The organism is Oceanobacillus oncorhynchi (genome assembly GCF_000821065.1).
Taxonomy (GTDB): Bacteria; Bacillota; Bacilli; order Bacillales; family Amphibacillaceae; genus Oceanobacillus; species Oceanobacillus oncorhynchi.
Map to the genome: position 1 here is coordinate 3,648,129 of NZ_CDGG01000001.1, position 19,020 is coordinate 3,667,148.

General features: G+C 40.2%; 17 protein-coding genes. 3 read left to right on the top strand and 14 right to left on the bottom strand.

Annotated features, from left to right (window positions below; genetic code table 11):
* The first annotated feature begins 686 nt into the window (after nt 1–686).
* Both recU and BN997_RS17455 read left to right on the top strand, forming a co-directional pair.
* Complete coding sequence (gene recU, locus BN997_RS17450) at nt 687–1,265, top strand: Holliday junction resolvase RecU (RefSeq protein ID WP_042534094.1); 579 nt, start codon at nt 687–689, stop codon at nt 1,263–1,265.
* A gap of 17 nt (nt 1,266–1,282) precedes the next feature.
* Entirely contained in the window at nt 1,283–4,234 is a 2,952-nt protein-coding gene (locus BN997_RS17455) for a transglycosylase domain-containing protein (protein WP_042534095.1), read from the top strand.
* Between the two features lie 62 nt (nt 4,235–4,296).
* Here the strand turns inward: BN997_RS17455 and nth are convergent, their stop codons facing one another.
* The 11 genes from nth to BN997_RS17510 all read right to left on the bottom strand — a co-directional run bounded on the left by nth (nt 4,297) and on the right by BN997_RS17510 (nt 15,568).
* Nucleotides 4,297–4,950, bottom strand: a complete 654-nt coding sequence (nth, locus tag BN997_RS17460) for an endonuclease III (RefSeq protein WP_042534096.1) — start codon at nt 4,948–4,950, stop codon at nt 4,297–4,299.
* A gap of 4 nt (nt 4,951–4,954) precedes the next feature.
* The gene (locus tag BN997_RS17465) at nt 4,955–5,647 is read right to left on the bottom strand and encodes a DnaD domain-containing protein (RefSeq protein WP_042534098.1); all 693 of its coding nucleotides are present in this window, start codon (nt 5,645–5,647) and stop codon (nt 4,955–4,957) included.
* A 161-nt stretch (nt 5,648–5,808) separates the two neighbouring features.
* Nucleotides 5,809–7,101: an asparagine--tRNA ligase gene (gene asnS / locus BN997_RS17470; RefSeq protein ID WP_042534100.1), complete on the bottom strand. Its 1,293-nt coding sequence runs from the start codon at nt 7,099–7,101 to the stop codon at nt 5,809–5,811.
* Between the two features lie 98 nt (nt 7,102–7,199).
* Nucleotides 7,200–7,715 carry a hypothetical protein gene (locus BN997_RS17475; protein WP_042534101.1) on the bottom strand — a complete coding sequence of 172 codons (516 nt, stop codon included), beginning with the start codon at nt 7,713–7,715 and terminating at the stop codon, nt 7,200–7,202.
* 141 nt (nt 7,716–7,856) lie between these two features.
* On the bottom strand, nt 7,857–10,661 hold the full coding sequence (dinG, locus tag BN997_RS17480) for an ATP-dependent DNA helicase DinG (RefSeq protein ID WP_244882402.1): 2,805 nt from the start codon (nt 10,659–10,661) through the stop codon (nt 7,857–7,859).
* A 31-nt stretch (nt 10,662–10,692) separates the two neighbouring features.
* Entirely contained in the window at nt 10,693–11,673 is a 981-nt protein-coding gene (locus BN997_RS17485; RefSeq protein ID WP_042534104.1) for a biotin--[acetyl-CoA-carboxylase] ligase, read from the bottom strand.
* Nucleotides 11,649–12,836 (bottom strand): CCA tRNA nucleotidyltransferase, encoded by a 1,188-nt coding sequence (locus tag BN997_RS17490; protein ID WP_042534106.1) that lies wholly within the window; start codon nt 12,834–12,836, stop codon nt 11,649–11,651. The genes BN997_RS17485 and BN997_RS17490 overlap by 25 nt, the downstream gene beginning before the upstream one ends.
* A 4-nt stretch (nt 12,837–12,840) precedes the next feature.
* Complete coding sequence (bshA, locus tag BN997_RS17495) at nt 12,841–13,977, bottom strand: N-acetyl-alpha-D-glucosaminyl L-malate synthase BshA (protein WP_042534107.1); 1,137 nt, start codon at nt 13,975–13,977, stop codon at nt 12,841–12,843.
* Nucleotides 13,978–13,992: 15 nt separating this feature from the next.
* Nucleotides 13,993–14,394, bottom strand: a complete 402-nt coding sequence (locus BN997_RS17500; protein WP_042534109.1) for a methylglyoxal synthase — start codon at nt 14,392–14,394, stop codon at nt 13,993–13,995.
* Nucleotides 14,395–14,427: 33 nt separating this feature from the next.
* Nucleotides 14,428–15,225, bottom strand: coding sequence for a 4-hydroxy-tetrahydrodipicolinate reductase (gene dapB / locus BN997_RS17505; RefSeq protein WP_042534112.1), 798 nt, complete (start codon nt 15,223–15,225; stop codon nt 14,428–14,430).
* Entirely contained in the window at nt 15,215–15,568 is a 354-nt protein-coding gene (locus BN997_RS17510; RefSeq protein WP_042534113.1) for a nucleotide pyrophosphohydrolase, read from the bottom strand. The genes dapB and BN997_RS17510 overlap by 11 nt, the downstream gene beginning before the upstream one ends.
* Before the next feature lie 223 nt (nt 15,569–15,791).
* Between BN997_RS17510 and BN997_RS17515 the strand changes: the two genes are divergently transcribed.
* Complete coding sequence (locus BN997_RS17515) at nt 15,792–16,658, top strand: YitT family protein (RefSeq protein ID WP_042534115.1); 867 nt, start codon at nt 15,792–15,794, stop codon at nt 16,656–16,658.
* A 549-nt stretch (nt 16,659–17,207) separates the two neighbouring features.
* Here the strand turns inward: BN997_RS17515 and BN997_RS17520 are convergent.
* The 3 genes from BN997_RS17520 to BN997_RS17530 form a co-directional block, all read right to left on the bottom strand.
* The gene (locus BN997_RS17520; RefSeq protein ID WP_042534117.1) at nt 17,208–17,882 is read right to left on the bottom strand and encodes a zinc metallopeptidase; all 675 of its coding nucleotides are present in this window, start codon (nt 17,880–17,882) and stop codon (nt 17,208–17,210) included.
* A 55-nt stretch (nt 17,883–17,937) separates the two neighbouring features.
* Nucleotides 17,938–18,192, bottom strand: a complete 255-nt coding sequence (locus tag BN997_RS17525; RefSeq protein WP_042534119.1) for a sporulation protein YpjB — start codon at nt 18,190–18,192, stop codon at nt 17,938–17,940.
* Nucleotides 18,193–18,363: 171 nt separating this feature from the next.
* Nucleotides 18,364–18,942 carry a lipoprotein heptaprenylglyceryl N-acetyltransferase LhaT gene (locus BN997_RS17530; protein ID WP_042536273.1) on the bottom strand — a complete coding sequence of 193 codons (579 nt, stop codon included), beginning with the start codon at nt 18,940–18,942 and terminating at the stop codon, nt 18,364–18,366.
* Nucleotides 18,943–19,020: the final 78 nt, after the last annotated feature.

The window sequence follows — 19,020 nt, forward strand, 5'->3', positions numbered from 1 at the left end:
TAAAATCGTTCGTTTCTAAAAGTGGATGCGCTACTTATTCCACGTGAGAAGGGAAACCTCCTTCCCATTCGACAAAACTAGAATAATCAAAACAAAACTAGTGCAAAACTGTAATGATTTGCACAAAATTAGACAAGCTATATATTGAAGCCTTATGCTGCTGGAGGTTTCATCAACTCTTCCTTCAAGAGGAATACAGTAAATAAACGAAAGCAGCTATTTACAAGGAAAAAGGAGGTTAATATTCATGAAACCGTCAAAAGGACAGCAAAAAACGAATGCAAATAACAAAAAGAATAACAATGAGAAAACAAGAGATAAAAAAATAGCAGGTCCTGACCGTCCTTCCACTTAAGTTAAAAAGTATTTTCAGCAAATAACCTAATTTTATTTTGCGGGTGCACCCTGCCCGCGAAATATAATTAGGTTATTTTTTAAGCTTCAACCCTTATGAATAGATGCATTTTTGCGTAGACTATGTAAGGCTGAGGCAAAGGAAAGTACATGATTTGATTTCTCCATATTTTGTCCATATCTTTTCAGATTTCGCACGCTATAATTCGTTTCCTTCTTGAATTTATATTATAATATATGGTGTACTGGTTTTATATGTATCCTGCCCGAAACAGTAATGTTTCAATATTGCTGTTTTTCATTTAGGATAGAGTGTTAGGAGGCTTGGCAAAATGAATTATCCAAATGGTCAGCGGAAACCACTAACCATAAAACCAAAGCAAACAAGTTTTAGCAGGAGAGGAATGACGCTTGAAGAAGAAATAAATGAAACCACTGATTTTTATCGAATACAAGGACAGGCAGTTATTCATAAAAAACCGACACCCGTGCAAATTGTAAATGTCCATTACCCAAGACGGAGTGCTGCAGTAATTACCGAAGCATACTTTAAACAAGCATCAACTACTGATTACAACGGCATTTATAAAGGAAAGTATATTGATTTTGAGGCAAAGGAAACGAAAAATAAAACATCCTTTCCGCTTGCCAATATCCATGAACATCAAGTTCATCACATGCAGCAAGTAATAAAGCACGGTGGAATCAGCTTTATTATTTTACGGTTTAGAGCTTATGAAGAAACTTATCTATTCGATGCAAAAGATTTATTTGTTTGCTGGGAGGAGCAATTTGATGGTGGTAAGAAATCAATTTCTTATAATCATGTAAAACAATTGGGACACCCTGTCCCCTTTCATTACCAGAAAAAAGTTGATTTTTTATCTGTTGTTGATAAGCTCTACCTATAGATATGGAGGTATAAAAAATGGCAGATCAAACGAGCCAAACAAGAGCTGCTAGAAGAAAGCAGCAAGGAAAGAAAACAAAGAAGAAAAAGAAACAGCCGATTTGGAAAAAAATCATTAAAATTACTTTGTTATTATTATTGATTTTATTCTTAAGCGGAACTGCTGTTGGTGCCTATTGGATTGCAACCGCACCGGATATTGATGAAGATCAGTTAACAGTTCCTTTTGCTTCGACACTTTATGATAAAAATGGCGATCAATTTGCCAATTTAAGTTCAGATGAACAAAGACAGGAAGTAAGGTTTGAAGAACTGCCGGATTTACTAATCGATGCTGTAACAGCGACAGAGGATGTCCGCTTTTTTGACCATAACGGAATCGATGTCAGACGTATCGGCGGAGCAATCCGTGGAAACTTTACTGGCGGATTTGGCTCTCAGGGTGCAAGTACCATTACACAGCAGGTGGTAGAGCGTGCATTTTTAAGTAATGAGAAAAAAGTAAGCATTAAAGTCCAGGAAATGTGGATGGCGATGAAGCTGGAAAGACAATATAGCAAAGAAGAAATCATGGAAATGTACTTAAACAGTATTTTTTACGGCAGTCATTCCTATGGTGTTGCTCAGGCAGCAGAAACCTATTTTGGAAAAGAGGATTTAAATGATCTTACTTTGCCGGAAGCTGCTATTTTAGCTGGTTTGCCACAGCGGCCGACAGCCTATAACCCATTTGAAAATCCGGAATTGACGGAAGAACGAATGAACACCGTGTTAAATTTAATGGTGCGCCATGGCAAGATTACAGAAGCAGAGGCAGATGAGGCAAGAAGTGTCGATGTTACTTCTCTATTAACAGAAGACCGTCCTGATCCGACACCATACGATGCATTTATTGATCAGGTTCGTCAAGAAATCGACGAAAAACTAGACGATGTAGAGCTTGATGCGGATGGGTTGAAAGTATATACAACGCTTGATCCCGATGCACAGCCATATGTTGAAAGCCTGCTTGATGAAGAAGAATCGTCAATCAGTTATCCTGATAATACACAGGGAGCCATGGTTGTATTAGATACACAATCCGGTGCTATTCAAGCAATCGGCGGCAGTCTGAATAACGAAGGCGGTTTTAATTATGCTACAAGAGGTACAACACAGGCTGGTTCCACTGCAAAACCGATTATGTCTTATGGACCGGCGATTGAATATAATCAAATGTCAACGTACCATCAGTTAGATGATGAAGGCCCTTATGAAATTGAAGGTTCGAATCCAATAAGGAATGCCACTAGAACCTATAACGGCTGGGTAACTGCGAGATATGCACTGCAGCAATCGCTAAATGTCCCAGCAGTAAAACTGATGGAAGAAGTCGGTCCTGAAAATTCCAAGGAATTTGCTGAAAATCTGGGCTTTGAATTTGATTCAGATAACCTTGATCTCCGTGAAGCAATTGGCGGGACAGCAACAGAAGTTACCCCGATGCAAATGGCTGGAGCATATAGCGTATTTGGGAATGAAGGGAATTACACAGAGCCATACGCCGTAACCAAAGTAGAATTCTCAGATGGCCGGGAAATTGATTTAACACCGGAATCTGAACAAGTGATGGAAGATTACACGGCTTATATGGTAACGGATATGCTAAAATCTGTTGTCAGCTCTGGTACGGGCACAAATGCAGCAGTGCCTGGAGTGAACGTTGCTGGTAAGACCGGAACAACGACAATGGATGGTCAAGAAGGAAGCCGGGATGCCTGGTTTGTCGGTTACACGACCAACTATACGATAGCAGCGTGGACTGGCGGTTATGATTCAGAAGGCAGCGGCCGTGTACCACTCCAGGATACTACCCTGTCTCAGCAAATGTTCAGACAGACAATGAGTCATTTATCAGAAGGAATGGATACACCTGACTTTACGCGTCCAGATTCTGTTGTTGAGTTGACGATTGAAAAAGGAACGAATCCGGCTGCCTTAGCAAGTGACAGTACACCAAGTGATAACAAAGTAACAGAGTTATTTGTCAAGGGCACGGAACCGAGTCAGGTTTCTGAACGCTATGAAGAGCTGGACGCAGTAAGCGGACTGTCTGGAAGCTATAATGAAGACAATAATTCCATTGAAGTCTCTTGGGATTATGATACTGATTCGGAAGAAGACGTTAATTTCGACGTAAGTGCCAGCATTGATGGCGGCAGTATGCAGTCCCTCTCTTCTACCAGTGACACATCCATGGAAATTTCGGATGTGGAAGAAGGCGCAGAGTATACGATACAGGTTATAGCCGAAAGAGGCTCATTAAGCAGCGACCCGGCTACAACAAGTGTTCAAGTACCTGGCGGCGAGGATGACGAAGAAGAGGAAGAAGAAGAGGAAATACCAGAAGTGAGCGGTCTTTCCGCTGAATATGACGGAGATGAAACCATTAATGTTTCATGGAGCTATGATGGCCCATCCGCTAACTTTGAAGTAAGCGTAAATGGAGATACTGAAAATGTAGGCTCAAATAGTATCAACATAAGCGGAGTTACCCCAGGCGACTACAATATTTCCGTCACGCCAATAAGTGAAGAAAACAGCGATCTTCGCGGCCCTTCTTCATCTACAAGTGTGACTGTGCCTGAAGCAGAAGAGGAAGAAGACGAAGAAGAAACGGAAGAGGAAGAGCCCCCAGAAGATGAGAACGGGGAAGAATCGGAATCTGACTCTGGCTCCGATTCCGATTCGGGATCTGACTCTGAATCGGATTCATCCGAAGATACGAATACAGATGATAATGATTCAAATAATGGGAATGAAGAAGAAAATAATGATTCCTCCGATAATGGTGACAGCAACGGGGATTCAGATAATCAGGAAGCGCCGCAGGAAGAAAGCAATTCCGATGAGGAAAGCACGGATGACCCTGCGCCTCAGAACGAATCAGACAACAACAATGGCAATGATGAAGAAAACACAGAGGAATAAAAAAATAATCCCGGTCCTTTTTGATGGGCCGGGATTATTTTTTATTGTTTTTTCTAAGGAGCTCATACCTCTATTTTCTTCATCCGCTTTTTTCCCTCTCTGCAGAGATACAATAATGGACACTCGGGACAATTGGGATTCCTGGCTTTACAATGATAGCGCCCAAAGAAAATCATCCGATGATGTGTGACACTCCATTCATCTCTTGGGACCTTGCGCATCAGTGTGTTTTCTACTTCTACAACACTGTCCTTCCATCTGCAGATACCTAAGCGCTTGGATACCCGTTCCACATGGGTATCCACGGCAATTGACGGTTCATTAAAAGCAACAGAAGCAACGACATTTGCTGTTTTTCTGCCGACACCGGCAAGTTTAACCAATTCGTCTTTCGTTTTCGGGACTTCCCCATTATAATTATCAATTAATGTCCGGCAAAGCTTTTGGATATTTTTTGCCTTGGACCGGTATAAACCAATAGAACGTATATCATTTTCCACTTCTTCTAATGGCACCGCAAGATAATCCTCCGGTGTTTTATATTTTTGGAACAAATCTGCTGTTACCTTGTTAACCAATTTATCTGTACATTGTGCAGAAAGCAAAACAGCAATAACTAACTCAAAGGGATTAGAATGCACAAGCTCCCCCTCTGCATCTGGAAACATTTCTGCCATGGCATCTAAACATTCTCTAATTTGTGTATTATTCAGCATAAACTCAATCTCCTTCCAGCCAATTATAATAAAAGGATGTATCTCTTTTAGGATGTGTATTGGTTTGATGATTATTATCTGATTTGCCCTGATGAAATTGCTGACTTGCTTTTCTGGCGTCCTGTACTGTGTGGATCCCTTTTTTCTTCCATTCTCTTAAAATACGGTCAATGTATTTGAAATTTAATTTGCTCATAAGTACCGATTCACGCAGCCCTGCTTTTATTAATGATGGTTCTATTCCGTCCTCATCCAGCCAGCTGTTAATAGTTTCTATTTCAAATGGCGACAAAGGTCTTCCAAATTCCTGTTCAAATAAAATAAAGATATTCCCTATGTTTTCTTCATCACGATTAACTACAGCGGCATCTTCCTCATATAATTTTTCCATTAATGGTTCTAGAGAATATGATTCACTGATAGGCGTCTGCTCAGAATCATTTTTTTCAATAGACAGAAACCCTTTCTGTACTAATTTTCGCAGCATACGGGCCGCCTCTTCTTCTGAAAAACTCCCTGATTGGGCCAATTCAAAAGGGGTTGGAAAATGGTTTCCTTCATCAGCAAAACGGGTAATCTGTATGAGTAAAATAAGTTCTGTTTCATTTAGACCTAATTCGTAATAAGTTGTTAGCAATTTTTTGGATACAGTCATTTGATCTTGGATAATTTCTTGGTAATTTATTTTTTTATTCATTCTAGCACCTCAGATAACAGTATAGCATTTTTTCATAATGAAGATAGGAAAAACCCCTCGCTTACGAGCAAGGGATTTATGGATAATCATAACGTAATCCAGGGATTGCGTATTTGTAAAACAGAGGTTCCAACGCCTCTGATATGACACTTAAAGCTTTTTTAAGGGTATAAACGATTCAGCAGTCTTGGGAATGGAATCGTTTCGCGAACATGTTCTACTCCGGATAACCAGGCTACCGTTCTTTCCAGGCCTAAGCCGAATCCGCTGTGCGGAACACTGCCATATTTGCGAAGTTCCAAGTACCATGCATACGCTGGTCCAGTAAGTCCATGCTCTTCATAACGGCGCTCCATTAATTCCAGGTCATCAATACGTTGTGATCCGCCGATAATCTCTCCATAGCCTTCCGGAGCAATCAAGTCAGCACATAGCACAACATCGGAACGTTCCGGGTCCGGCTTCATATAGAAAGCCTTGATGTCTTTCGGGTAATTTGTAATGAAAACAGGCTTATCATAGCTTTCGGCAATTGCTGTTTCATGCGGCGCACCGAAATCTTCTCCCCATTCGATGTCATCGAAGCCTTTTTCCTTTAAGAATTCTACTGCATCATCATAGCTGATACGCGGGAATGGAGCTGTGATTTTCTCGAGTTTAGATGTATCTCTTTCTAATATTTTCAGTTCTAAATTACAGTTCGCTAACACAGACTGTACAATGAAGCTGACATAGTTTTCCTGTACCTGCAAGCTGTCTTCGTGGTCCATAAATGCCATTTCTGGTTCAATCATCCAAAATTCAATCAAATGCCTTCTTGTTTTTGACTTTTCTGCGCGGAACGTCGGCCCAAATGAAAATACTTTCCCTAATGCCATTGCCGCTGCTTCCATATAAAGCTGTCCGCTTTGAGATAAATAGGCTTCTTCATCGAAATATTTCGTATGGAAAAGCTCGGTTGTACCTTCAGCAGAGGAACCGGTTAAAATAGGCGGGTCCACCTTTACAAAACCGTTCGTATTAAAGAATTCATAGGTAGCCCGGATAATCTCGTTGCGAATCTTCATAACGGCGTGCTGCTTTTTAGAACGAAGCCATAAATGACGATGATCCATCAGGAATTCCGTGCCATGATTTTTTGGCGTAATCGGGTAATCTGTTGCTTCATGAATAACCTCCAGATGACTTACCTGCATTTCATAGCCGAAATCAGAGCGCGTATCTTCTACAATCTTTCCGGTAACATATAAAGATGTCTCTTGCGTCAGATTTTTAGCATCTGAGAATACTTCCTCCGAAACATCACTTTTCACAACCACACCTTGCATAAATCCGGTACCATCACGAAGCTGTAAGAAAGCAATTTTGCCGCTTGATCGTTTATTTGCCAGCCAGCCGCCAATGGTTACCTCCTCGTTTACGTGTTTCGGTGCTTCTTGAATTGTTATCTTCATCTTAAAATCCTCCAACTTGTTATTAAACGTTTCTTATTTGTTGTGTCTTTCTGCTAAAAAAGATGATTCTTTTACTGTTTTCCGGCAGCTTCATCCGCTTATGGGAACATTTTATCGTACGTGTATCTTTCTTCCAGACTCTGTCCATCAATCGAATAATAATCCATGACAAACCGATTATCTTTATCATGATACGTAATTTCCCACAGAGCCTGACCATCTTCATAGGCAGGGCTGATATCTGCAAAGCGGCATGTATCACAGCTGGATGACCAGGCATCTATGATAGCCTCTTCACTCATCATATCCTCCGTATCAATCGCAATTAATTCACGTTCCTCCCCTTCTAACGGGAGAAAAACAAGACGCTCCTCATTGTCTTCATTACTCGCATAAAATACGTGGTAATTATTTTCCCCATAGTAGCCCTGTATCGAATGAACATTTTGATAAGAGGTCTGCGATTCTATTTGATTTTTCGTGTTATCAAATCCTGCTGTCCGGCTATCGTTGATTATTTGATATAAATAAATGCTGTAGCCTATTCCGATAAGCAAGAGGACTGTGATTATAATCAATGTCCATAATACCCATCTATTTTTTGATTCCCTCATGTCATTCCATCCGTTTCTTCTAAGATTATCTTTCATCATTTACTATACCTAGATGTGCGGTTTCTGTAAACAAATACCGTTAAAAAATAACTTTGCATCAGCGGGGAGGAAATATTCCCGCTGATGAGCAGCTGTTCTTATTTATTGATGAAACCATTCTTCGGCATTACTTATCAAATGCCGTGTTGCTTCATAATGAACAGGTACGGAGGGGATGGATTCCAAAAAGTATTTCCCGTATTTAGCTGTTTTAATCCGTCCATCGCAAATAAATACAATTCCTCTGTCTTCTGAGGAACGGATTAACCGCCCAAAACCTTGTTTAAATTTAATAACTGCCTGTGGCAAGGACAGGTTCATAAACGGATTTTTTCCTTCTTCTTTCATCTGATGCGACTTCGCTTCAAAAACAGGATGGTTTGGCGGCTGAAAAGGCAGCCTTGCCATTACAAGCGCCGATAAATCCTCTCCTGGTATATCTACGCCCTCCCAGAAAGAGCTTGTTCCAAGCAGGATTGCCTGATCATAGGATTGAAAATTTTTCTTTAACCTGCTTCGGCTTCCGCTTGTCACTCCCTGGGCAATAATGACGTATTGCTGCTCTGTCATCATTTCCTTTAACAAATCATTTGCCTTTTTCAGCATGTCATAGGAGGTAAACAAGACAAGCATTCTGCCTGAAGTAATCTCTGCCAGCGACAAGATTGCTTCACATACAGCATAAACAAAATCATCAATGTTTCCATATTTAATATCTGGAAAATCAGTTGGAATCAACAATTGCACCTGTTTATCATACTGAAACGGGGAAGCAATTTGCTCTGTTAATAAATCTTGCTCAGCTACACCTAATCTTTCTTTTATAAATGTAAAGGAGCTTCCCATTGTTAATGTCGCACTGGTGAAGATGATACTCTCTTTTTGGGAGAAAAATTCTTCAGCCAGTATCGGCGCGATATCCGCCGGCTCACTGTAAAGGAATACACTATGATGCTTTCCTTTTAAATCTACTTCAGCCCATTTAATCAATGCTACCTCATTTTGTTCCTGGAACATCACTTTTAAATCTTCTATATATTTTACTAACGCATCCTGCATTTGACCGATATCTTCCAGAAATTGTTTTTCATCTCCATTGTCCACGGAATATGTATCCATTAATTGAGATAAAACTTCCAACAGCCTCTGAAAATGCATACGCAATCGTGCCGCCATATCCTGAGCAAGCTGCCAGGAATCCTGCTGATAGGTTTCCGGCTTGATACGATATTGGACTCTTCCCAAATCACTGGTTGCTTTATCGTTCTTCTGCTGTGACCTGACAAAGCGCTCAATCAGATGAAAAAGTTCATCAATATCATACTTCGCTTCTCTGATAGCTGTATTCCATTTATGAGCTAATGCTTCTCTTTGTCCTATATCAGAAGCTTTCAGAACGGAACTGAATTGTTTATCCTCATCAGCTGTCCCTAAATAATTACATGTAAATTGCATTTGTATGTAATCCAATTTTAGCCCGTAATGATGGGATGCTGTTTCTTCAAAATGATGCGCCTCATCGATAATGGCCTTTTGATAGCTTGGTAAAAAAGCATAGTCATTAAACATATCCGTACAAAGCAAGGCGTGATTCGTAATGACAACATCAGCTTTTTGTGCCCTTCGTCTGGCCAGCTGATAATAGGAATGGTGAAACCAGGGCGATTTTGGGTTCATTGTTTTCTCTACATCAGCAGAAACCTTCTGAAAGAAAATATAGCCCCCTGCCGGCAGTTGAATCTCATCAATATCCCCTGTTTCTGTCTCCGTGATCCATACAAGTAATATCGCTTTTGTCAGGACAAAATCATAATTATCCTTTGGACCGTAATCAAGCTCATAAAGAAACTTCTCTAAATTTAAGTAATGATTTTTTCCTTTCATTAAAGCCACTTTAAAAGGGCTTGTGATAATTTTCCTTAATAAAGGAATTTCTTCTTCCAGCAGCTGGCTCTGCAATTGAGTTGTATACGTGCTGATGACGAGGCGTTCACGTTGGTTAACCGCCTGGTAAACAGCTGGCAATAAATAAGCTAAAGATTTTCCTGTGCCGGTGCCCGCTTCGATAAACGCATGTTTTTTTGCAGAAAAGGCATCATAAATCGTCTCTGACATTTGCCGCTGCCCTTTCCTTGGCTCATAGGAAGAAAAGGCTCTCGAAAGCGATCCCTGCTCTTTATAAACGGCATCTAAGTATTCTCCGAACGATATGTCTATCTGCGCATCAGATTTCATCTCTTTTTCAGACATACGAAAAGCAAGACCCTGATAATGCTTTATTTGTTTATCCGGATGCTCTCGGAATGCTATTTCTTCCAGGCGGTTATCCAGGATAGCCGCTAAGTCGGATTGCAGTTTTTCTTCGAGATTTTTTAGTTTAAATAACGTTTCATATGGGAGATGATCTAATTTCTCTTTTAACTTCATAAATAGCTTTGCCGTTACATACGCATCTGATAAAGCACGGTGCGGATCGTCATGATGCAGCTCGAAATGCGCAGCCAGATGACTCAATTTATAACTGGATATACTCGGGAATAATATTCTCGACAGCTCCACTGTGTCCAGAACCTGATTTTTTAATTCGGGATAACCGTTCGACGTTAATTCCATATTGAGAAAGCCGACATCAAAGGCGGCATTATGTGCAACAATATAACTGTCCTTTAAAATCCGGGTGATTTCTTCCGCTTCATCGCTAAATAACGGGGCGTCCTTTACTTCTCCATCATGAATCCCTGTCAGATGAGAAATAAATGGAGGGATAGGCTGATTCGGATTTAATAAGGTCGTCTTTGTTTCTTTAATTTCATCATTTTCAATCGCAACCATGCCTATCTCAATTATTTTTCCCGACTTTGACGGAGAATTTCCGGTCGTTTCCAGGTCAATCACAACATATCGCAACAGATCACCTCCAATCTAATTTTTATTTTTTCTAGCGGTCAAACCATGTGATTTCAGCAGAATAGAGCGTTACAGGACTGCCTTCCGCTGATTCCACAATCAGGGCTCCTTCGTCAGTAATCCCTAAAAATCGGCCGGTCCACTCTTCATGAAATGTTTTGATTTTAATATTTTCATCTATTTTAAAGGCATGTTCTTCCCATTCCGATTTAATAGCTTTAAAACCATAGTTTAAATACATCTCATATGTATTTTCAAAATGCTTTAATATTGTCTGAACGATTTTAATCTTATCCCAGCTGTTCCCGGACTCTCTTTTTAAGGAGGTTGCAATATCCCGAATGGAAGCATCCCAGCTCGCTTCAACCTGATTCACATTTAAGCCGATACCAATTAAAACATAATTGATTCGGTCTTGCTCTCCCTGCATTTCTGTTAAAATACCGCAGAGTTTTTTATCTCCGATCAATAAATCATTCGGCCATTTGATACCGATGGGTAATCCGGTCAGCTGATGGAGTGCTTTTCTTAAAGCAACTGCTGTTAACAGCGTCAGTTCGGAAGCTTTATTTGGTGGAATAGGCGGTCTGAGCAGGAGGGTCGCCCATAAACCTTCTTTATCCGAAAACCAATTCTTTTTCATTCTTCCTCTGCCTGCTGTCTGTTCCTCTGCAATGATGATCGTGCCATCCGGAGCATTGTCCCGTGCTGCTTCGTGTCCAATGATTTGAGTCGACGGTGTTGCCTCTTTATGAATAATATGATGCCCCATCCATTTTGTTTCCAAACCCCAGCGGATCGTATTACTGCTGACTTTATCCGGAAACGAAACAATCCGGTAGCCCTGACTTCTTTTCGCATCAATATGATAGCCATCACTTTCCAAATCCTTCATATGCTTCCAGATTGCATTCCGGGAAATGCCTAATTGTTCAGAGAGCGCTTGGCCAGAGATGTAGCTCATTTTATTTTCGGATAATAGTTTGATTAATCTTGAACGGGTAGATTCCATTGTATCCAGTCCTTTATTTTCGATTTTTCATTTGCCAGCTTGGAGGTAACAATTTGATATTCTATTGCATCTAATTGCTGCTTTATCCATTTACCTTTTGGACGTTCAGGAAACCATTTCATTAAATCATATCCATTCACGCAAAGCTCTTTTTTAGATAAAATAGGAAGCTTCTTCCGGATAGAATAAAATACTTCTATATCGATGATTTTCTTATCTGTCTGTTTTACTAAGTATATGAAAAAGTCCCACTGTTTCCTTGGCAGCTGATAGACAAACCAGGCATCTATTCCATTCTCTTTATAGCGATGATATGCATCTACAAGCGTGTTTGCTTGCTGCTTTAATTGATTGGAACATTTATAGGCCTTGGTACAGTCTGCTGCTGTGATAGACTCACTATTTAGCTCGACAAAGGCAAAAACAGGAGCAAGCGAAGCAACAGGTTCTATTTCCTTTAACAGCAGCGGAGTGTCTTTAAAAATAGGCAGGTGGTGATAGAGCTCTAATTCAAAAATATACTCCACTGCTTTGCTAAAATAAGCACCAGCACATAATTTTTCTAATTCAACGGTTAACCGTTCCACTGCTAATTTATCTATTAATGCTCTGCAGCTTTTCATAGCTTCTTTTGTATTAACTTCAATGGAAAACCCTAGTTGGCTGGAAAAACGCAGCGCACGGATAATGCGCAAAGCATCCTCTTTGAACCGGTCTGCTGCATCACCTACCGTCTGGATTCGTCTGCCGGCAATGTCCTCTCTTCCTCCAAAAGGGTCTAATACCTTGCCATTGGCATCCATGGCAATGGCATTCATGGTAAAATCTCTGCGTTTTAAGTCTTCTTTTATATCGCGGACAAAATGAACTTCATCCGGCCGGCGGTGATCTGTATAGGTCCCTTCTGTCCGGTAAGTAGTTACTTCAAAAGATTCCTGTTCATACCGGACAATCACAGTACCATGCTCGATTCCCACCGGGATGACCTTCGGGAAAATTGCTTGTATTTCCGAAGGGAAAGCTGATGATGCAATATCTACATCATGAATAGGACGGCCGATAATATAATCGCGTACACAGCCGCCGACGAAGTATGCTTCGTAATGATGCTCTTCTATGATGGAAATTATGTTTGCTGCCTTATGGAAAATAGATGGTAGCATGCTTCTAGCCTCTTTTCCCTTCTTCTAAAACCTTGTCGTATAAAGCTTCATATTGGTTAACAATCTTTGCGGATGCAAAATGATTCCGCACATGCTCGATAGCTGCTTCTGAAAATTGGTGTTGCTTCTCCGGATCTGATAAAAGCTCAATAGCGTATGATGCAGCCTGTTCGATATCTCCAAGCTCTACAATATACCCTGTTTTATCATGGGTCAATACTTCAGGAATACCGCCGACATTGGTTCCAATCCCAGCCACGCCGCAAGCCATCGCTTCTAATAATACTAGCCCGAAGCTCTCTTTTTCAGACATAAGCAGCATTACATCTGCCATTGCCAGTATATCACTGACATTATTTTGTTTCCCCAGAAAATGTACTTCTGTTTTCAGCCCTAATTCATTAACATGCTGAACCATATCTGAATATTCCGGGCCGTCACCAATTAATAATAATTTGGAAGGAATGCTTTCATTAACTATTTTAAAGGTATCTATGATATCTTGGACCCGTTTTACCTTCCGAAAGTTCGAGATATGAATCATAATTTTGTCAGAAGCATTTATCTGAAATTGGCTGCGCAGCTCCGCCCCTTTTTGGGGGTAGTATTCATTTTCATTAATAAAGTTATAAATTACATCCATTTCTTTCTGGATATCCAGCATGTCTACAGTTTGTTTACGCAAGCTTTCTGAAACAACGGTAACTGCATCGGATTGTTCGATACCATGACGGATAATAGGCTTTAACGTGTTATCTATGCCCAGTATAGTAATATCTGTTCCATGTAAGGTAGTGACAATTTTTACAGGATGCTTCGCCATATCTCTTGCTAAAATACCGCAAATAGCATGCGGCATCGCATAATGAACATGAAGAATATCCAATTTTTCGCGGTCGATCACCTCTGCCATCTTGGCAGCTAAAGCTAAATCATAAGGCGGATATTGAAATACAGGGTAATGACTCATCTCTACCTGATGATAATACACATTCACATACACTTTTTCTAAACGAAAGGGCATACTGGAGGTGATAAAATGTATTTCATGACCCTTTTCCGCTAATTTCTTACCTAATTCTGTAGCGATTACTCCTGAACCGCCAATGGTTGGATAGCATGTAATTCCTATTTTCTTCACAATTCCCCTTCTTTCTTAATCTTCCTTCACGATTTCTCTCCACTGAAAATCGCCCCGATTCAGCCCGTGCATGAAAATTTCCCCGCCGGCAATATTGGTCGCTAAAGGAATTTGATACACATCACATAACCGCATTAACGCGCTGATATCAGGCTCATGCGGCTGGGCAGTCAACGGATCCCGAAAGAAAATAACCATGTCCATTTTATTCTCTGCAATCATACTGCCTATCTGCTGATCGCCGCCAAGCGGACCAGATTTAAAACGATGGACCGAAAGACCTGTTGACTCCATAATCCGGGTCCCTGTTGTTCCTGTAGCAAATAAGTGATGATTCTTTAGTACATGTGTATAAGCAGTTGTAAACTCGACCATATCTTCTTTTTTCTTATCGTGCGCAATTAATGCAACATTCATGACGGCTCCCCCTTTATTTATATCTGTTATTTCTTATAAAATATTTTCTAAACCATAAATAAGCTCGTCCAAATCCATGACCTGGTGGACACATTCTTTGATGCCGTCCATAAAGGAGGCTCTGTTCATCGAATCATGCTGGATGGTTAACGTTTGTCCGGCACCGCCAAACACCACTTCCTGATGGGCTACCAGACCAGGGAGACGCATACTGTGAATACGCATGCCATCAAAATCTCCCCCGCGGACACCTTTAATGGTTTCTTCTTCATCGGCATGACCTTGCTTTTTCGATTTTCTGGATTCCTGAATAAGCTCCGCGGTTTTCTTCGCCGTACCGGATGGCGCGTCCAATTTTTGCTCATGATGCTTTTCAATGATTTCCACATCCGGAAAATAGGCAGCTGCCATTTTTGCAAATTTCATCATTAACACAGCTCCGATAGCAAAATTAGGCGCAATAATACACCCGGTTTGTTTTTCTTTTGTCAGCTGTTTTAACTCTTCTAACTGCTCATTTGTATATCCTGTAGTTCCTACCACTGGACGAATGCCATGATTCAAAGCTGCTTTTGTATGTTTATAACCGACTTCAGGTATCGTTAAATCAACAAATACATCAGCCTGCTGCTCGGAAAAGCATTTTTCGATGTCTGTGTAGATTGGGGCATTAAAATCACCTGAAAAGCCTTCTAAATCACTTAATTTCTTTCCGTCATTTTTATGGTCTAAACAAGCGGTCAATTCAAAATCAGCTGTGTCATAAATCATATGGACTGCTTCTTTTCCCATTCTTCCTCTCGGACCTGCTACGATTATTTTAATTGCCATGATTATTTTCCTCCTCTTTTCTTGTCCAGCGATTTTTATCTCTTGTTTCAAATTTTTGCATCGATTTTTCGAAGGAATCCGACAAATCAAAATCCAGCGAGTTAGCTAAACAGGCCAATACAAAAAGCATATCGCCGACTTCTTCCTCCACTGTATTTTCTTTCTCTTCTGCTTTCTTTGGCTTCTCACCATGGTAATGATTAATTTCTCTTGCTAATTCTCCTGTCTCCTCAGATAATCTTGCCATCAAAGCAAGCGGAGAGAAATATCCTTCCTTAAATTGAGATATGTATTGATCCACACGTTTTTGGACATCTTTTAATGTATGGCTGGTATTCTCCATTTCTGACACCTCTTTAAAATCAATATACTTTTTTTCTCTTCTTTCATGTTAGCTAAAAGCAAGGATTTTGACAACTAATTGGTACAGTATGCGGATTGTTACTTGATTTTATATTGGCTATAATAGATATTGGCTATAAACAAGCTGTAAATACTAGGAATTGCATACATAGGCACATCGTCAGCTTTACGGTTGAAACGTGAACATAAGGAGGCATAATAAGTTGAAGGTTCGAGTAAAAAATATTGTATTTATTTTAATAGGAGCAGCCATCTTTTCCTTTGGACTTGTCCATTTTAATATGCAGCACAATCTAGGAGAAGGCGGTTTTACAGGTATCACCCTGCTGCTTTTCTTCTTATGGGATATCGACCCGGCAATCTCGAATATTGTCCTTAATATTCCGGTATTTTTTATTGGATGGAAAATACTAGGCAGGAATGCGTTTGTCTATACCATGGTTGGAACTTTATCCGTGTCTCTTTTTCTCTGGATTTTTCAAATCTATCAGATTCAAATTGGATTAGAGGATGATATGACACTTGTCGCTTTATTTGCAGGTGTGTTTATCGGTATTGGATTAGGAATTATTTTCCGCTTTGGCGGGACAACCGGCGGAGTGGATATTATCGCTCGCATCATTAACAAATTCACTTCTTGGAGTATCGGAAAAGCGATGTTTGTCTTTGACTTTCTTGTGATTATCACTTCTATTCTGACATTCCTTGAGCTGTCTGAAGGAATGTACACTCTGCTGGCTGTATTTGTTGGCGCGCGGGTGATTGATTTTATTCAGGAAGGCGCATACGCTGCAAAAGGAGCATTTATCATCTCAAATCAAAGTGAAGAAATCGCAGAACAGATTATGGAAAAAATGGAACGGGGCGTGACAATTTTAAATGGTCAGGGGAGCTTTTCCAAAGAGAAAAGGAATGTGCTCTACTGTGTAGTCGCACGAAATGAAATTGTCCGGATGAAAAACATCATTAATCAGACAGACCCTTCTGCCTTTGTTTCGATGACAACCGTGCATGAGGTGATGGGAGAAGGTTTCACATTGGATGAGAATAAAAAGCCGTTAAATGATTAGGCAAGATAAAAAGGAGCTTAGGAAATTATCCTTAGCTCCTTTCTCTTACATAGCTGAATGATTGGCTAATAAGAAATACACTACGCTTTCCGTGGGCCCCGAGCTCATCTCCTTCAAAGAAGACCTGCTGATTGGCAAGCCTATAGGCATAGACAGAAGTAAAGTCACACTTATGCCCTGTGGGTAGAAAAAAGGAGTTCGCTTTTTTCTGCGGGGTCTTCACACTGGGATTGCGATTACTTGCCCCATCAAAACCATCGCTAGAATTTGTGTTATTTCTTTGTAAAAAAGCAAATAAAAATGTAATTCCACATAGATGGGAGCGGATGTTGTCGACTCCTGCGGGAAAAGCAGCAGGTGAAGCCCCCGCAGAAAGTGGGCTTCTTTCGAGAAGGCTGAACGTTGCCAGCGAAAAGCGGCTTCCCGGAGCGGACATCTGCCCGGCAAGAATACCAATATTTTAAAGAACTAGTGATTTTTTTGGTTTTATTTATATTTATTCCTTAGCTAAAAAAAGATGACCCCTTTCGGATCACCTTTTTTTACATATCAGTCTCTATTTGCCGCAAAGATAAGAATAAAGCGGATAAGCTCAGCAACGGCAACCAATGCTGCAGCAACATAGGTCATTGCGGCGGCATTTAATACTTTTTTTGTTTCCCGTTCTTCATTGTTACGGATAATACCCGCTGAAACCATCTGGGTCATCGCCCGATTTGAAGCATCAAACTCAACTGGCAGTGTCACTAATTGGAAAAGCACTGCAGCTGCGAAGAAGATAATTCCAAGAAGCAGCATATTACTTGCTTGCATAAGCATACCCGCAATGATTAAGAACATAGAAATATTAGAGCCGAAGTTTGCTACTGGAACTAAAGCACTTCGAAAGCGTAAAAATGCATACTCTTCCTGATCCTGGATCGCGTGGCCTACTTCATGTGCTGCGATAGCAGAAGAAGCCATCGATCTGCCGTTGTAATTATTTTCAGAAAGGTTTACTTGCTTTTTACGTGGATCATAATGATCTGTTAATTCCCCTTTAACCATTCCAATCTGTACATCATGCAAACCATTATCATCTAAAATTTTCCTGGCAACGTCTGCGCCCGTCATTCCGGAAGATGTTGGTTTTTTAGAGTACTTTGTATACGTGCTTTTTACTTTTCCTGATGCAAGCATCGGTACAATCATTAATAAGACAAAATAAATCAAATAAGCGACCATTTCTTAATACCCCCATTACTGTATCATAAGGTCAATTTTAGTCAGTATCTCTATTTTAGTCAACTGATTTGTCGTTTTTGCGGACCGGCTTATTCCCTGCATTTTCCCCTTTGTATTTTTTCCAACTTACATAAGATAATGTAACAATAATGCAACCGCCTACAATTATGACACCTAAAATAAACGGAGACGGCGCTAAGCTGTTATAGTAAATGTTTCCTGATGGAATAGAGGCAGCATGAACATCGTTTGCATGGTAAAACATCCCTATGAATCCGATTGTCATCACACGAAGCAGTTTCTCTGCCATAGAGATCACCTCTGATCTTTTGATGTATATTCTAAGTTTATGATGAGAGGCGACTTGGTATGACGGTCAGGTTTTTCTGATTAGTAAGAATAGATGAAATAGTAACATAAATACTTTGGAAATAGCTATATCTTGCCCGAAATTCTGAGGGCTCTAACTTCAGGAAGCTTCTTATATATGCCGTTGTTTCTTGTGAACCGTCAGGTAATAAGCAAGCAGAACAGACACCACGCTTAACCAAAATGTAAAATAACCAATTTCATTCATATACTCTGTTAAATCGGAATAAATAGGCATTTGGCCAAAGACATAATCAATAATATCATTATGTAACACAACAATCCCGGCAAGTGTTAAATGCCGCAGCTTTATTTTGTAATACGGTGCATAAAGCAATCCTTGAATAGCCATTCCTAAATGGGATGCAATCAGCATGTAGCCTGCTTCGCCAATATTTCCACCAGTTGCCACGGTTAATAAATTCATAACGACGGCCCAGACGCCGTATTTAAATAAAGAAACAATTGCTAATGCCTCGATGTAGGGTATGTTTTTCCCAAAAATAAAAAACAACAGGAAAATCGTAAAGAACAGACTGGCTGTCGGACTGTCCGGGACAAACGGAATAAATATCGGCGGAGTTATTTCTAATTGTGATCCATACCAGTAATAACCATAGATGGTCCCCAGGAAATTTATCATGAAAAGCAGGATCAAAAATTTTTTATCTAATAATATGTATGACAGCATTTTCAATTCAATTTCTCCCTTCTGTCATTATCATCAATAGAGAAAGCACCTTTGCCTTATTGTGGACAAAGGTGCTTC

Excerpts from the sequence above, each read along its gene's own strand:
- recU (WP_042534094.1), top strand. The coding sequence starts at position 687 with ATGAATTATCCAAATGGTCAGCGGAAACCACTAACCATAAAACCAAAG.
- BN997_RS17455 (WP_042534095.1), top strand. The coding sequence starts at position 1,283 with ATGGCAGATCAAACGAGCCAAACAAGAGCTGCTAGAAGAAAGCAGCAA.
- nth (WP_042534096.1), bottom strand. The coding sequence starts at position 4,950 with ATGCTGAATAATACACAAATTAGAGAATGTTTAGATGCCATGGCAGAA.
- BN997_RS17465 (WP_042534098.1), bottom strand. The coding sequence starts at position 5,647 with ATGAATAAAAAAATAAATTACCAAGAAATTATCCAAGATCAAATGACT.
- asnS (WP_042534100.1), bottom strand. The coding sequence starts at position 7,101 with ATGAAGATAACAATTCAAGAAGCACCGAAACACGTAAACGAGGAGGTA.
- BN997_RS17475 (WP_042534101.1), bottom strand. The coding sequence starts at position 7,715 with ATGAGGGAATCAAAAAATAGATGGGTATTATGGACATTGATTATAATC.
- BN997_RS17485 (WP_042534104.1), bottom strand. The coding sequence starts at position 11,673 with ATGGAATCTACCCGTTCAAGATTAATCAAACTATTATCCGAAAATAAA.
- BN997_RS17490 (WP_042534106.1), bottom strand. The coding sequence starts at position 12,836 with ATGCTACCATCTATTTTCCATAAGGCAGCAAACATAATTTCCATCATA.
- BN997_RS17500 (WP_042534109.1), bottom strand. The coding sequence starts at position 14,394 with ATGAATGTTGCATTAATTGCGCACGATAAGAAAAAAGAAGATATGGTC.
- dapB (WP_042534112.1), bottom strand. The coding sequence starts at position 15,225 with ATGGCAATTAAAATAATCGTAGCAGGTCCGAGAGGAAGAATGGGAAAA.
- BN997_RS17510 (WP_042534113.1), bottom strand. The coding sequence starts at position 15,568 with ATGGAGAATACCAGCCATACATTAAAAGATGTCCAAAAACGTGTGGAT.
- BN997_RS17520 (WP_042534117.1), bottom strand. The coding sequence starts at position 17,882 with ATGGTCGCTTATTTGATTTATTTTGTCTTATTAATGATTGTACCGATG.
- BN997_RS17525 (WP_042534119.1), bottom strand. The coding sequence starts at position 18,192 with ATGGCAGAGAAACTGCTTCGTGTGATGACAATCGGATTCATAGGGATG.
- BN997_RS17530 (WP_042536273.1), bottom strand. The coding sequence starts at position 18,942 with ATGCTGTCATACATATTATTAGATAAAAAATTTTTGATCCTGCTTTTC.